Here is a 14,291-nt window from a genome sequence, read left to right as displayed (position 1 = left end):
CATGACAGGATGGTAGGGATCTCACACCCCAGTTATTAGATGGTTGCCCAAGCTGCTCCTACTGCCTACGAGGCCCAAACCCAAGCTCTCGCCCAATCTTTGTTGGCCTCTCTTTGGGGAGAGAAGCGATCCCTGCTGGCCCAGTGGCGGGATCAACTGCGCTGGGAGGACAAGCTGCTGGCCTGGGCGATGGAGAACCCCCACCTGCGCACCCAGTTGTTCCGCTTGATCGATGTCTTGCCCAGCTTGAAAAGCAAGGCTGAGGTGGCCCGCCATTTGCAGGAGTATCTCTTGGATCCGGCAGTAGGGTTGCCGGGGATGCTGAAGAGCCTGCTCAACTTCGCAGACCCCGACTCCCTGCCAGGACAGTTGGCTGCCAGCACTCTCACCGCTGCTGTGGAAGCTCTGGCCCGTCGATACATTGCCGGAGAAACCCTGCAGCAAGTCAGCAAAACTCTGGAAGCTTTGCACCGGCAGGGTATGGCTTTCACGCTGGATTTGCTGGGGGAAGCCGTCATCACCGAAGCGGAAGCCCAATCCTATCTGGATCGCTATCTGCAGGTGATGGAGCATTTGGCAAAGATGGTCAAAACCTGGCCACAACCGCAGCCGGTGCCGCAAGTGTCGGTGAAGCTGACAGCCTTCTATTCCCAGTTCGATCCCATCGATCCCCTGGGGGCCAAAGCCAAAGTGGGGGAACGGATTCGCATCCTGTTGCGCCGGGCAGAAGCTCTGGGAGTCGGGATCCATTTCGACATGGAGCAGTACCGCTACAAATCCCTCACCCTGGCCATTTTGCAGGAGCTGCTGCTGGAGCCGGAGTTCCGAGGCCGCACCGACGTTGGCCTGACGCTGCAGGCCTACCTGCGGGATAGCTACACCGATCTGCAAAACCTGATCGCCTGGGCCAAAGAGCGGGGATCCCCGGTGACGGTGCGCTTGGTCAAGGGGGCCTACTGGGATCAAGAGACCATCCTGGCGGCGCAAAAGCACTGGCCACAGCCGGTTTACAACAGCAAGTCTGCTACCGACGCCAATTTTGAGCGCATGACCCAGCTTTTGTTGGAGCACCACACCCATCTCCACGCCGCCATCGCCAGCCACAATGTGCGCTCTCAGGCCAAAGCCATCGCCATTGCCCAAGCCCTGGAGGTGCCCCAGTCTGCTTTTGAACTGCAGGTGCTCTACGGCATGGCCGATCCCCTGGCCAAGGCCCTGGTGCAGAAGGGACAGCGGGTGCGGGTGTACTGCCCCTACGGGGAGCTGCTGCCGGGCATGGCCTACCTGATCCGGCGTTTGCTGGAAAACACCGCCAACACCTCTTTCCTGCGGCAAAGCGTTCAGGGCTACAACCCCGAGCAACTGTTGGCCCCGCCGGTCTTGGACGAGGGATCCGTTTTCCAGGCTCCTTCTCTCTCGTTTGCCGCCGCTCCCGATACGGATTTCAGCCAGCCCCAGCAGCGGGATCCCTTTTTTCAGGCATTGGACGAGATCCGGCCTCAACTGGGTCAGAGGGTTCAGCCCTGGATTGCCGGAGAATATCGCCCCACTCGACAAGCGATGCTCTCCCTCAACCCTGCGGATCCTGAACAGGTGGTGGCGGAAATTGGGTTGACCGAGCCGGAACAGGTGGAGCAAGCCTTGGCAGCGGCCCAAGCCAGCTTCCCCAGCTGGAGGCGCACCCCCGTTGCCGTGAGGGCGGGGATCCTGCGGCGGGTGGCGGAGCAAATCGAAGCCCAGCGGGCGGAGCTGGCTGCCTGGATGGTGCTGGAGGTGGGCAAGCCCATTGCCCAGGCCGATGGGGAAGTTTCCGAGGCCATCGATTTTTGCCGCTACTACGCCCAACAGATGGAGGCTCTGGAGCGGGGACGGGAGTGCAACCTGCCCGGCGAAACCAACCATTACCACTACCAGCCCCGCGGTGTGGCGGTGGTGATCGCCCCCTGGAACTTCCCCCTCTCCATCCCCTGTGGCATGACGGCAGCGGCTCTGGTGGCCGGGAATTGTGTGCTGCTTAAACCGGCAGAACAATCCTCGCTGATCGCGGCCAAGCTGGCGGGCTTTATCCTCAAGGCGCTGGAGGAAGCCGGGATCCCGGAGGGTGTCTTTCAATTCCTGCCGGGGGTGGGCGAAGCCATCGGCCCCCTGTTGGTTCAAGACCGGCGGGTGCACCTGATTGCCTTCACCGGATCCCAGGCGGTGGGTTGCCAGATCCTCGCCCAAGCCGCGCAACTGCAGCCGGGCCAGCACCACATCAAACGGGTCATTGCCGAGATGGGGGGCAAAAACGCCATCCTCATCGACGAAAGCGCCGACCTGGATCAGGCGGTCAAAGGAGTGGTCAACTCCGCCTTTGGCTACAGTGGCCAGAAATGCTCCGCCTGCTCGCGGGCGATCGTTTTGCAGTCCATTCACGACCTGTTCTTGGGGCGGCTCATCGAGGCGGTGCGCTCTTTAAATGTGGGGGATCCAGCCCACCCCAGCACCCAAGTTGGCCCGGTCATCGATGCAGAGGCCCAAGCTCGCCTGCAACAGGCCATTCAATCGGCTAAGGCTGATGCCCGCCTCGACCTCAGCCTGCCCGTGCCGGAAAAAGGCTACTTCGTCGGCCCCACTGTGTTCAGCCAGGTGGATCCCCGGTCAGAGCTGGCGCAGCGGGAGCTGTTTGGCCCGGTTTTGGCGGTGATCTCAGCGCCGGACTTTTCTTCTGCTCTGCAGATGGCCAATGCCACCCCCTACGCCCTCACCGGCGGTCTCTACAGCCGCACCCCTTCCCACATTCAACAGGCTCGCCGGGACTTTGCCGTCGGCAACCTCTACATCAACCGCGAGATCACCGGGGCGTTGGTGGAGCGGCAGCCCTTCGGCGGCTTCAAGCTCTCCGGCGTGGGATCCAAAGCCGGTGGCCCCGACTACCTGCTGCAATTTTTAGAGCCGCGCACCGTAACCGAAAACACGCAACGGCAGGGCTTTGCTCCCATCGAGGGATCCTGAGGATAGGGCTTGGGAAAGCTCATTGGACAGGCTTGGCCACATCCCCAACCTTGAAGCCTGCCCCGCTGAGAATGCGTCCCACACTGGAGCTGTCATCCACCTCCGTCAGTTGGACCTGTCCGGCTGGCTCAGTCAATTTGCGCAAGACTGTCCCCGTGGCCGGATCCTTCACCTCGCGGACGACGCGCTCCACAGAAAGAATCAATCCCACCCGATAGCCATCGCGGCTGCCCTTGTTCAGGATCACCTGGTTGCCGTAGACATCCGCCACCAAGGCGTCAACCGTTGGCAGAGAGCGAGGCTGAGCTGCCAAGCGCCCGGCAAAACCGGCCAACTGCTGGGCAATTTGCTCCACCGCTTGTTGGCTTGCCAATACCAACAGCTTCTCTTCGTTGCTGGTGGCGGATCCCCCGCCAAAGCCGGCAACCGTGACCGTGCTATCCGACTGGCTGGCGTTGCCTTTGCCCTCGACCACGGCCAAGATCTCGGCAGTACTGGTGCTCACCAAGCGGGCATTCAGCTGCACGTCGGCATCGGCATCCACTGACTCAGCGCCCACCGCCAGCGGGAAGCTGCCGAAGGGAGTTAAGACCGGTGCCCCACCCCCAGAACGGCGCACAGACACATCAAACTGGGTCACACTGCCGAGGATCACCGCATCGACCCCTAGGATCCGGCCTACCTGAGCAGCGGTGTTGGCATCCAGTCGACCGGATAGACCCAGGTTCTGCTCGGCCAAGATCGCGTCCAGCCGCGAGCGCTCGATGACGGAAAAGGTGCCATCTCTCACCAGCCGATCCACCAACAGGTCGCTCACCCCCCGAGAAGCCTCGCGGAAGCTGTAGGGATTGCTGAGGCTGCTGAAATCAAAGTCCAAGACTGCAATCCGAGGACGGGATGTGGGTTGCGGCGCTTGTCCCACCTGTCTGGGGGCAGAGAGGGTGCAGCGAATGTCTTGGGGAAATTGCTGGCAGAGGGCTGGATTGGCGGATTGGGCCACCACCGGGATCCCTGTCCAGCCTAGGCTTACCAAAGGGATCCCGAACAGCAAGATGGAAGAGAGGTTGCGCATGGTTGAGCGATCTCCTAAATCTGAGGGGGGCCACATTTCACTCACAGCCTGCATCCAAAAGAGCTTCAGGGCGGTGACCGATATCACCTGGCGGCTAAGGGTTAAGGATCCTGACGTCGCCTGTTCCCAGAAGATGCCCTACACTCTACCGACTACAAGGTTGTTGAAAAAAGGGATTGAGAAGGTTTGTATAGAAGAGTTGACAAATCTCAACCCTGTTGAGCAAAGGTACTCGCTCTCTGCAATTGACATCCTCCCCTGCCTAAAGGCCGGAGATTCCTACCACGCTACGCATGGATGGCTCCTTGCGCAGTCGTCTCGGCGGGTTCCTGCTTCCGACCGCCCGTGCAGTTCGATCCACAGGCCATCCGGGCTGACACGGGTGGTTCACCCACCCGCATCCCGACCGCAGCGTCGGCCGTGTCCTGCCCTTCGTCTCGCAACAGCTATATCCCGCGAGCAAGGATGTTGATGGCACCGACCAGAAAAGCCTCCGGCCCGCTGCCGCGAAAGGCCTCCGGCCCGCTGCCGCGAAAGGCCTCCGGCCCGCTGCCGCGATCGGCGTTATTCTCATAGCCGCACGCCACGCACTCGAACCAGGCTTGGGTCTGGCGGTTGTCTGATGAAACATGGCCGCAACATGGACAGGTGCGGCTCGGGTTCTGCGGCGGCACGACAATGAGCCTGCCACCTTTCCAGGCCAGCTTGTACTCCAGCATGCAGCGGAACTCATACCACCCCTGGTCGAGAATGGCTTTGTTTAACGCTGACTTGGCGCGGACGTTCTTCCCAGGAGCATCTGCCGTCCCTGCCGCCAACTTGGACATATTCCGCACCTGCAAGTCCTCGATGCACACGATTGCCTGGCTTTTGCAAATCGCGGTCGAGACCTTGTGCAGGAAGTCGCGGCGGGCGTTGGCCATCTGAGAATGAATACGCTGGAGGCGGGCTTTTGCCTTCTTCCAGTTGTTGCTGAACTTGACTTTGCGGGAGAGCGCTTGCTGGGCCTTGCGCAAGCGCGCCTCGTGCCGCTTGAAGCTGTTGAGGGGCGCGTAGAACGTGCCGTCCGAGAGGGTAGCCAAGCGGGCAATGCCCATGTCCATGCCCACTGCGCCCCCCTGCGGAATAGGCCAATTAACCTCCCGCTCGGTCTGGATCGACACGAACCACTTGCCAGCGTGCTTGGATACGGTGACGCTCTTGACCTTGCCCACCACGTCGCGGCTGTTGCGATAACGCAGCCAGCCAAGTTTGGGCAGAAAGATGCGGCTGTTGGCCTGGTCCAGCTGGATTTGCTTGGGGTCGGGATAACGGAAACTGTCCGACCGGCCTTTTTTCTTGAACTTCGGGAAGCCGGCGCGCTGGGCGAAGAAGTGGCTGTAGGCTCGCTCCAAATCCTTGAGTGCCTGTTGCAGCGGATGCACCGGCGCATCCGCCAGCCACGCCGTATCTGCGCTGTGGCGCCACTTGGTGAGCAACTGGCACAAGCCCGCATAGCCTAGCTTTTTCTGACCTTGCTCGTGACGCTCCTTCTGCAACGCCAGTGCTTTGTTGTAGACGAACCGGCAGGAGCCAGCAAAGCGGCGCATCTGCCGTTCCTGCTGGCTGTTGGGCAGCAATTCGTACTTGAAGGCTTGAAGTCGTTGCACCGCTCAATCGTATTCTTGGCCTATGCGTGATGACAACGATATTCACATGGCCGACACTGCGTTTTTAAAGGGCGTCGGCTACGGTCGGCGCTATCCTTCCCTGCCCTGAAGGACGGGGCTTGCCGCGCCTTTTGGTCAATACAGCTGCGTCTTGACTCCGCTATGGTGGCGCTATGGTGAATAGAGGGGTGGGAGGATGGGTTGAGAGCGGCGATGGCAACAACAGACGTGACGGTGGTGGTGAAGATCGGCACCTCCAGCCTGACAGATACTCAGACCGGCTTGTTGCGTCTTTCGGTGTTGGGGCCGCTGGTGGAGGTGCTGACCCACCTGCGCAGGCAGGGGTATGCGGTGATCTTGGTCTCCTCTGGGGCGGTGGGGGTGGGCTGTGCTCGCCTTGGCTGGCGGCAACGACCGACGGCTATTGCCGAGAAGCAGGCGGTGGCTGCGGTGGGACAGGGGCGGTTGATCCGCCTTTACGATGACCTCTTCTCGGCTCTGAACCAGCCAATTGCCCAAGTGCTGCTCACCCGCGGCGATCTGGTGGAGCGCAGCCGCTACGTGAACGCCAATCGCACTTTTGCCCAACTGCTGCAGATGGGGGTTATTCCCATCGTCAATGAAAACGACACGGTGGCAGTGGAGGAGCTGAAATTCGGCGATAACGACTCGCTTTCGGCGTTAGTGGCCAGCATGGTGCAGGCCAAGTGGCTTATCCTGCTCACCGATGTGGACAAGCTCTATTCGGCTGACCCCAACCGAGATCCCTCTGCCCAGCCCATTGAGCGGGTGTTGCCCGGGATCCCGCTACAGGTGAAGGCCGAAGCCCAGGGGAAAAGCGGCTGGGGCACCGGCGGCATGGCCACCAAACTGACCGCTGCTCAAATTGCTACAGCTGCAGGGGTAACGGTGGTGATCACCAATGGCAAACGGCCTGAGCAGATCCCGGCAATTCTGGCCGGCGAGGCCATCGGCACCCGCTTTGATCCGGCTCCTCAGCCCGCCAGCGCCCGCAAGCGATGGATTGCCTACGGCCTCATCCCCGAGGGATCTTTGACTTTGGATGAGGGGGCGGTACGAGCGGTGTGCGAGCAAGGGCGCTCGCTGTTGCCGGCAGGGATCACAGCCATTTCTGGGGAGTTTGAGGCGGGGGCTGCCGTGCGCCTGTGCGATCCCAGCGGCCAGGAGGTGGCGCGGGGCCTGGTGAACTACAGCGCCGAGGAGCTGCGGCAGATTAAGGGCAAAAAAACTGCCGAGATCCCTCACATCCTGGGCTACGAAGGGGTTGATACTGCCGTCCACCGGGATAACTTGGCCTTGCTCAATTGAGGCCATGGGTGAGGCCATGGGGGCGAGTCCAGGCGCGGTGCTCTGCACCACTAGCACGAATGGCTACAACGGCGGGATCCCAACGCCTATTCTTCCAACTGCCAGGGATCCTGAGCCAGCACCTCATCGAAAACCCGCGGGGGGCGCACGGCCATCAGCACCTGGCCCAACAGGGGAGAGGAGGGCGAGTCTTCTATCCACTCCACCGCCAGGGATCCGGCCCGATCCACCAGGAAAAATCCCGCCATCTGAGCTCCCTCCCAAACCCGAGCGGCGCGATCGACCACCAGCAAAACCGGATCCTGTTCTTCACCGGCAGGCACCGGCAAACCCAACAGGGATCCCAAAAGCCGGTTTTCCACCTGAAGGATCACCGGATCCCCGGCCTTTTGAATCACCGGCCAAGCAGGCAAGGCCATCCAAGTCTGCTCCGCCGGGCTGTTGACCCAGCCAAAGGGCCCTTGCGGCTCGCTGGGGGGGATCCCTTCCCAGGCGGCAGTTGCAAGAGGCAGGGATCCGGCCACCGGCAGCAGTCGCGGCAGATCTTCTTCCAGGCGAAACACCGACAGCTTGGGCAAAACGCTGCGTTGGGGGCGGGAGCTGGTGGCAATCGTGGACAAGAGCTGCTCCACCTGTCGGCGGGCTGTATCACTGTGGACATACTGAAACGCTCGACCGATAGCCCGAGTTCGCTCCTGCAGATCGCGGGTTTGCTGGGCCGTCCGCCAGGCTTGATAGGCCACCGCATCGCCGGGGTGATCCGTAAACCCTTCCGGAAGCTGTTGGAGCTGGGCATAATTTTTCACGGCGCGGGCGATCTCATGAGCATCAGCGGCATTCAAATGGCGACTGAAGATAAATTCCGCCACCCGAACCCGATCCTGTGGAGAGAGAATGCGCAACTCGTAGAGGATATCGCTGCCTTTATGGGCAAAATGCCCCAGAACTTCTGGGCTGGCTCCTGCTTTGGCCATCCCTTCGTAAACCTGGGCCGCAACAAGGATCTGGTTTTGGTGAATGGGCTCAAACCCGGTTGCCTCGAAGATGGCCTGGGGAGTCATTTTCTGTCGTTGCAAAGCTTGACAGGCCTTGGCCCAATCCAGCCACCGGCCCTCTTTGCGGCGCAGCCGCTCTACCAACAAGCTGGGATCCTCCTCCACAGCAGCAGGTTCCGGCAGATACTGACTCATGCTTGTTCTCCAACAGGCTGGACAGATCACCACTCCCCTGGTCCACAGCCCAGCAGAGCTGGCCGGGCATCTGGCCAAACTTGATCTTCAAACTTGATCTTAGGGCTGATAGCGGTTCTGGCCGAGTCCGGTCGCGACAGCGGGACGGAGTCCTTGGCGAAACTCTAGATCGCTGGGTCGCACAGCATCACCTGGGAAGGCTGTCCACTTACCGGCAAGCAGTTCAGATCCAATTGCCAAAGCTGAGACAGGTGAGATTTCTCTGCTTTGGGCACCTGCAGCCAAATCTTGCCCCTTTGGCCCACCTGCAACACCTGTGAGCCGTTAGGCACAGCTACTTGGGCCAAGGGATCCCCTTTTTCACTGTACAGCCAGAGGGAAGTGGATTGCTCGCCCTCTCGACACAGCAGCAGCACGCCCCAAGGGGCCTTGGCCATCTGGACAGGTTGCCCTTTCAAGAACCAGCGGCGCACCCGCAGCGGATTCACCTGCACCGAGTCGAGATAGGGGCAGAAATCCTGCTGGCCTTCCTTGCCCCCATCTGTTGCCGCGAAGAGCAACCGTTCCCCCAGGCTGATCACCCCCCCTTGGGGATCCAAGGGCAGGCGATAGCGAATGGGCTGGGATCCCGTCTGCAGAGACCAACCGGTCGCGACAGTGGGATGGTGTCCCTTGGGATAGGGCAAGAGGCTCATCTCCACCCACTGCTGCCCCACACCTGTCAACAAAACCAGATGCTCCGAGAGGGCCAGCAAGCGGGACAGGGATCCCTGCCAAGGCCAGCGGAAATAACAGCGGGAATCGGGGAAAGGCTGTGTTCCTGTCGGCTGCCATTGTACTGCCCCCAACTCTTGGGCGGTGGCCCAGAACAGCTCCTGTCGCTCTGCCAGCCAGGTGGCCTGCCAATCCCCTTCAAAGCTGAGCAAGGTACGGATGCGGCTGGGGCTGAGGTGCAAAAGGCTGCTTTGGGAGAAGGCCAGGGCTTCCGGGAAGGTGTTCAAGGGCAGCACCGCCCGAATTGGCTCGTCCAGGGAAAAACGGGCCAAAGCAGGGGATCCCAGGGCAAGGTTCTGGAGCTCCAGCCATTCCAGCCTCTGGGGGGTCACCCGCAACAGCAGCGGGGATCTGGAGCCGCTGGGATCCTCGCAGATGCAGAACTTTTGCTCGGCCAGGAACTCCATCCCGCCAGTGTCAACAGAGCCCAGATCCGGCAGATCCCAAACCTGTACCCCAGGGGGCGGCCATCTGGGCAGGCGAGGGCCAACCCAACAACTGGCCGGCTCTTGCCACTCTTGGGCAACCACCGCCAAAGCCGACCGCATTTGGGCAGCAGTGCGGAACCGCCGCAAGGGCAACTTGCGTAGGGCTATCTCCAGCACCTCCCGCAGCGGGGCAGGGATCCCTTCGGGACAGACAAACGGCTGGTTGAGGTGGGCGTGCATCAACTGGCCGGGGGATCCGGAAAAAGGCCGCCGGCCTGTCAACAGCTCCAGCAGGATGATCCCCACCGCGTAGAGATCCGAGGCAGGGCTAAACTGACCGTAGAAGCGCTCGGGAGCCATGTAGGCAGGGGATCCGGTGGCGCTGATCTCATCGGGAAGAGGCTGGGAGTGGCGGGCAATGCCAAAGTCTGTCAGCTTCAGTTGCCAGCCCTGGGGCGTGGGCTTGAGCAGGATGTTCTCGGGCTTGACATCGCAGTGGATCACCCCCTGCCGGTGGGCATGATCTAACCCGGCCAAAATCTGATCCACAAAGCCCAAAACCTGTTTGACCGGCAGCCACAGCCCTTGCTCCACCTGGTCGATCAGCTCCCGCAGCGTGCCCCCCTCGCAGTACTCCAACACCAGGTAGCGACCCTCGCGGGCATGTTCGAGGGCATAGCAGCGGGTGATGTTGGGGTGGTTCAGGGTGAGCAGATGGCGCAGCTCCCGCAGCAGATTTTGGGTGGGAAAGCGCTCCGCCTGCAGCTCCTTCAGGGCCACCAGCTCTCCCCCCTGGTGGGGACGGGCACAGAACACGCGCCCATACTGCCCTTGGCCGGCCAAACCCAACATTTGGTAGCTATCGTGAATCGACTTGAGGGTACGGCTGCGTCGGGACACGGCCCCAGCCCAAGGGAAATCTCAGCACCTTTATCCCTAGCATGGAAATCTCCTCCCAGAATCGCCGCTTTTGGCGAATGGCCAGTTTCTTCCCAGCCGGGAAGCTATGAACCAGTCAATTGCTTGAGCAGCTCCGCCGCGTGGGTTTCCACGTTGATCTTGGTGATGATGGCCTCGATCTTCCCCTCCGGATCGATCACAAACGTGGTGCGGTGAATGCCGTTGTACTCTTTGCCCATAAACTTCTTCGGGCCAAAGACGCCATAAGCACTGGCCACCTTGCCTCCTTCATCCACCAACAACGGAAAAGGGAGCCGGAACTTCTGGGCAAATTTCTGGTGGGAGCGGGCATCGTCGGCGCTCACCCCCAAAATGCGGATCCCTTGCGCCTGATAATCGGCGTAGGCATCCCGAAAGCCGCAGGCTTCTTGGGTGCAGCCGGGGGTGTTGTCCCGCGGGTAAAAATAGAGCACCACCCGCTGTCCCCGCAACTGGCTCAAGCTGATGGGATTGCCCTCGGCATCGGGCAAGGTGAACTCAGGAGCGGGATCCCCAACCGCAAGGGGCATAGGTGGGATCCCTCCTCAGACCGATTTTTTGGGAGAGAGAATCATCGTGATGTTTCGCCCTTCCTTTTGGGGGGGCTGCTGCATTTCCGCCACTTCTTGTAAGTCTTTGAACAAGCGGTGCAGCAATTCTTCCCCCAACTCGGCGTGCTGGGCCTCACGACCGCGGAACATCACCGTGGCTTTCACCTTGTCTCCATCCCCCAAGAACTGTTGGGCGCTGCGCAGGCGCACGTTGTAGTCGTGCTCGCCGATGTTGTAGCGAAACTTCACTTCCTTGATCTCGGCAGTGTGTTGCTTCTTGCGGGCCTCCCGTTCTTTCTTCTCCTTCTCAAACTTGAACTTGCCGTAGTCCATGATGCGGCAGACGGGCGGGTCGGCCTTTTCGCTCACCAAGACCAAGTCCAGATCTTTTTCTTCTGCCAGGCGCAGGGCTTCGCGCGGGCTCATGATCCCCAACTGAGTGCCGTCGGTATCGATAAGGCGGATTTTGGGGAAGCGGATGCGCTCGTTGATAGCCGGCAGCTCTGCACGCTGCTTGCGGGGGAAGCGGTCAGGTGGACGCTCTACGGTCAAGTTTTCCTCTCTCAACGAAATAACAACACAAGACAAATGCTAAGTAGGACTAGCCCCCTTCGGAGCAGTGCCGAACCCTGAGTTTGGACTCTCCAATCAAAGTCGGCCACTGGCCCGCAGGCCAAGGCAGGCTGCACCTATACTAACCGGCATTTTCCGTCTCTTTCTAGAGCCGTCAAGCGTTGTCAAGGCCCGCTCACTTGGGGATCCTGCCAGATTGGGGCAACAACCGCGGTAGGATACCAAAGTGGCGATCCTGATGGGATCAAAGGTTGTTTGTCGGCCAGCAGGGAGGGCAGAAGCGGTGCAGCTCGGTTTAACGGAACGGGAACTGACAGAGTTGGCCCAAAAGTCGGTTCAGCTCATCCTCAGCCCGCGGGAAGGGGATAGCGAAGCGCTGATCCAGTACAAGTCTTCGGCAGAATTTCGAGCAGGGGTGCATCTGGCCTGTGCGGCCATGGTGTTGGTCTTGGCAGAGAACAACGAGCGCCTCAGCCAGCAGTTGCAGGCTACTTTACAAAACTTATCTGCAGCCGTCGAGACACCCTCAGAGAAGGCTGCCGGAAGCTAGCCCAAGGATCCGCGAACGGGGGAGGAAAAGCCTTGGCTGAGGTGCGCAGCGAACGAGACTCAATGGGGGAGCGGCAACTACCCCAGTCGGTTTACTACGGCATCCAGACCGCCCGTGCCCTGGAGAACTTCCCCATCAGCGGCCTCAAGCCCCTGCCAGAGTATGTGGAGGCCTGCGTGCTGATTAAAAAGGCGGCGGCGGAGGTCAACGGCGAGCTGGGGTGCATTCCGGCAGAAGTGGCCAAGGCGATTGTCCAAGCGGCGGATGAGATCCTCCAGGGATCCCTGCGGGATCAGTTTGTGGTGGATGTGTACCAGGCGGGGGCGGGCACCTCTCACCACATGAATGTCAACGAAGTGTTGGCCAACCGCGCCTTGGAGATCCTGGGGGAGCCCAAGGGCCGCTACCAGCGGGTCAGCCCCAACGATCACGTCAACTACGGCCAATCCACCAACGATGTCATTCCTACCGCCATTCGCCTGGCTGCCCTGCTGCGGGTGCGGCGGGATCTGCTGGGCACGCTGGACAATTTGGTAGCGGCGCTGGAGCAGAAGGCCCAAGAGTTTCGCGGCATCCTCAAGGCCGGTCGCACCCATTTGCAGGATGCGGTGCCAGTGCGGCTGGGGGATAGCTTCGGCGCCTACGCGGCCATCTTTGCCCAACACCGTCGGTGGATCGAGGAGGCCAGCCAGGCCCTGTGCAGCTTGGGGCTGGGGGGAAGCGCCGTCGGCACTGGCCTCAACACTCATCCCCAGTACCGGCAAAAGGTGGTGCAACGGCTGGCAGAGTATACCCAGTTGCCCCTCACCCCTGCCCCCCACCTGATGGCGGCGATGCAGAGCATGGCCCCCTTTGTGCATCTGTCGGGATCCCTGCGCAACCTGGCCCAAGATGGCATCAAGCTGGCCAACGACCTGCGGCTGATGGATTCTGGCCCCAAGACCGGCCTGAAGGAGATCCAACTGCCGCCGGTGCAGCCCGGCTCTTCCATCATGCCTGGCAAGTACAACCCGGTGATAGCCGAGATGTTGAACATGGCCTGCTTTCAGGTGATCGGGCTGGATACCGCCATCACCCTCTGTGCTCAGGCGGGGCAATTTGAGCTGAACGTGATGATGCCCCTCATTGCTTATGACCTCCTGCACAGCCTACAGATCCTAAACAACAGCCTGCGGGTCTTCACCGAGCGCTGCATTCAAGGCATCACCCCCAAACCGGAGCGCTGCCGTAGCTACGCAGAAGGGACGCTGGCTTTGGTGACCGCCCTCAACCCCTACATCGGCTATTTGCAAGCTGCAGAAGTGGCCAAGGCTTCTTTGGAAACCGGCCAGTCCATTCGGCAGATTGTCTTAGAGCGCAACTTGATGACCCCGGAACAGGTGGCCAAGGTGCTGGATCTGGAGGCGATGAGCCAAATGCAGTCCTAACCCATTCGCTACAGTGGAGGCATACTGCTCCTGCCTGGCCATGACCATCGCCCCCTATCGCTGGCCCACCCAGCACGACTTGCCCGATACAGACGACACCCCCTTGGACAACGAGGATCAAGGCCGCCAATACCCCCTCCTTCGGGAACCGCTGCTGCTGCACTGGTCAGATCGGCAAGACTTTTTTGTGGCTTGCAATATGGGCCTTTACTACGCCCTACCCCGGCAGGTCATTGTTCCAGATTTGTTTCTGGTGCTGGGGGTTCCCCGTTGGCGGGATGGCACTGCCCGCAAAAGCTATGTGGTTTGGGATGAAGGGAATATCTTGCCTATTCTCATCTTGGAGATCATCTGCAACGACCAGGGGGAAGAAAAACCCGGACAAGCCAAATTCCAGCTCTACGAAAGGCGGCTGCGGATCCCCTACTACGTCACCTTCGAGCTAGAGACCGATGAGCTGAATGTTTATCAACTCCAGGGCGGACACTATGAGCTGCTCCCCGGCTCAGGCGCTGGAGAACATCCCCCAATTCTGTTGCCCGATTTGGACTTGAGTATCGGTCGGTGGTGGGGATCCTACGAGGGGCGAGAACGCTTTTGGGTGCGCTGGTATGATAGGACAGGGCAATTGTTGCCTACGGGAGCTGAACTAGAACGGCAGCGGGCTGAATTGGAACGGCAACGGGCTGAATTGGAACGGCAGCGGGCAGAATTGGAACGCTCCCGAGCCGAACGACTGGCCCAGCGGCTACGGGAACTGGGAGAAGACCCTGAATTTTGATCAGCTTTTCCAGGGATCCCCAAAGAAATCTCCA

At 60.6% G+C, this 14,291-nt stretch carries 11 protein-coding genes; 5 read left to right on the top strand and 6 right to left on the bottom strand.

What is annotated here, in order from left to right; genetic code table 11:
* Positions 1 to 39 precede the first annotated feature (39 nt).
* A complete protein-coding gene (pruA, locus tag ACVWY8_RS10065; RefSeq protein WP_457394519.1) occupies positions 40 to 2,994 on the top strand; it encodes an L-glutamate gamma-semialdehyde dehydrogenase in 2,955 nt (984 codons plus the stop codon).
* A gap of 19 nt (positions 2,995 to 3,013) precedes the next feature.
* On the opposite strand, the gene ACVWY8_RS10060 is transcribed toward pruA, so the two are convergent.
* On the bottom strand, positions 3,014 to 4,066 hold the full coding sequence (locus ACVWY8_RS10060; protein ID WP_457394522.1) for a CsgG/HfaB family protein: 1,053 nt from the start codon (positions 4,064 to 4,066) through the stop codon (positions 3,014 to 3,016).
* Positions 4,067 to 4,512: 446 nt separating this feature from the next.
* Positions 4,513 to 5,715: an RNA-guided endonuclease InsQ/TnpB family protein gene (locus ACVWY8_RS10055; RefSeq protein WP_457397061.1), complete on the bottom strand. Its 1,203-nt coding sequence runs from the start codon at positions 5,713 to 5,715 to the stop codon at positions 4,513 to 4,515.
* A 213-nt stretch (positions 5,716 to 5,928) separates the two neighbouring features.
* Between ACVWY8_RS10055 and proB the strand changes: the two genes are divergently transcribed.
* Positions 5,929 to 7,044 carry a glutamate 5-kinase gene (gene proB / locus ACVWY8_RS10050; protein WP_414352179.1) on the top strand — a complete coding sequence of 372 codons (1,116 nt, stop codon included), beginning with the start codon at positions 5,929 to 5,931 and terminating at the stop codon, positions 7,042 to 7,044.
* Positions 7,045 to 7,130: 86 nt separating this feature from the next.
* Here the strand turns inward: proB and raf1 are convergent, their stop codons facing one another.
* The 4 genes from raf1 to infC form a co-directional block, all read right to left on the bottom strand.
* Entirely contained in the window at positions 7,131 to 8,234 is a 1,104-nt protein-coding gene (raf1, locus tag ACVWY8_RS10045; protein ID WP_414343401.1) for a RuBisCO accumulation factor 1, read from the bottom strand.
* 164 nt (positions 8,235 to 8,398) lie between these two features.
* Entirely contained in the window at positions 8,399 to 10,336 is a 1,938-nt protein-coding gene (locus ACVWY8_RS10040; protein ID WP_457394526.1) for a serine/threonine-protein kinase, read from the bottom strand.
* A gap of 104 nt (positions 10,337 to 10,440) precedes the next feature.
* The gene (gene bcp, locus ACVWY8_RS10035; RefSeq protein ID WP_457394528.1) at positions 10,441 to 10,905 is read right to left on the bottom strand and encodes a thioredoxin-dependent thiol peroxidase; all 465 of its coding nucleotides are present in this window, start codon (positions 10,903 to 10,905) and stop codon (positions 10,441 to 10,443) included.
* 15 nt (positions 10,906 to 10,920) lie between these two features.
* Entirely contained in the window at positions 10,921 to 11,427 is a 507-nt protein-coding gene (gene infC, locus ACVWY8_RS10030) for a translation initiation factor IF-3 (protein WP_457388865.1), read from the bottom strand.
* A gap of 310 nt (positions 11,428 to 11,737) precedes the next feature.
* On the opposite strand from infC, the gene ACVWY8_RS10025 reads away from it, so the two are divergent.
* The 3 genes from ACVWY8_RS10025 to ACVWY8_RS10015 are packed head-to-tail and all read left to right on the top strand — an operon-like array spanning position 11,738 to position 14,257.
* Positions 11,738 to 12,049, top strand: coding sequence for a hypothetical protein (locus ACVWY8_RS10025; RefSeq protein WP_011432176.1), 312 nt, complete (start codon positions 11,738 to 11,740; stop codon positions 12,047 to 12,049).
* A gap of 41 nt (positions 12,050 to 12,090) precedes the next feature.
* On the top strand, positions 12,091 to 13,476 hold the full coding sequence (locus ACVWY8_RS10020) for an aspartate ammonia-lyase (RefSeq protein WP_457394604.1): 1,386 nt from the start codon (positions 12,091 to 12,093) through the stop codon (positions 13,474 to 13,476).
* Between the two features lie 40 nt (positions 13,477 to 13,516).
* Entirely contained in the window at positions 13,517 to 14,257 is a 741-nt protein-coding gene (locus ACVWY8_RS10015) for a Uma2 family endonuclease (protein WP_457394530.1), read from the top strand.
* The last annotated feature ends 34 nt before the right edge of the window (positions 14,258 to 14,291 follow it).

This window comes from Thermostichus sp. OS-CIW-32 (genome assembly GCF_054060415.1).
The sequence above is the reverse complement of the archived record's forward strand: the minus strand, read 5'-3'. Positions and strand labels throughout refer to the sequence as shown.

Bases quoted from the DNA above. Each gene is read 5' to 3' on its own strand.
- bcp (WP_457394528.1), bottom strand. From the start codon at position 10,905: ATGCCCCTTGCGGTTGGGGATCCCGCTCCTGAGTTCACCTTGCCCGAT.
- pruA (WP_457394519.1), top strand. From the start codon at position 40: ATGGTTGCCCAAGCTGCTCCTACTGCCTACGAGGCCCAAACCCAAGCT.
- ACVWY8_RS10025 (WP_011432176.1), top strand. From the start codon at position 11,738: ATGGGATCAAAGGTTGTTTGTCGGCCAGCAGGGAGGGCAGAAGCGGTG.
- ACVWY8_RS10060 (WP_457394522.1), bottom strand. From the start codon at position 4,066: ATGCGCAACCTCTCTTCCATCTTGCTGTTCGGGATCCCTTTGGTAAGC.
- raf1 (WP_414343401.1), bottom strand. From the start codon at position 8,234: ATGAGTCAGTATCTGCCGGAACCTGCTGCTGTGGAGGAGGATCCCAGC.
- ACVWY8_RS10015 (WP_457394530.1), top strand. From the start codon at position 13,517: ATGACCATCGCCCCCTATCGCTGGCCCACCCAGCACGACTTGCCCGAT.
- proB (WP_414352179.1), top strand. From the start codon at position 5,929: ATGGCAACAACAGACGTGACGGTGGTGGTGAAGATCGGCACCTCCAGC.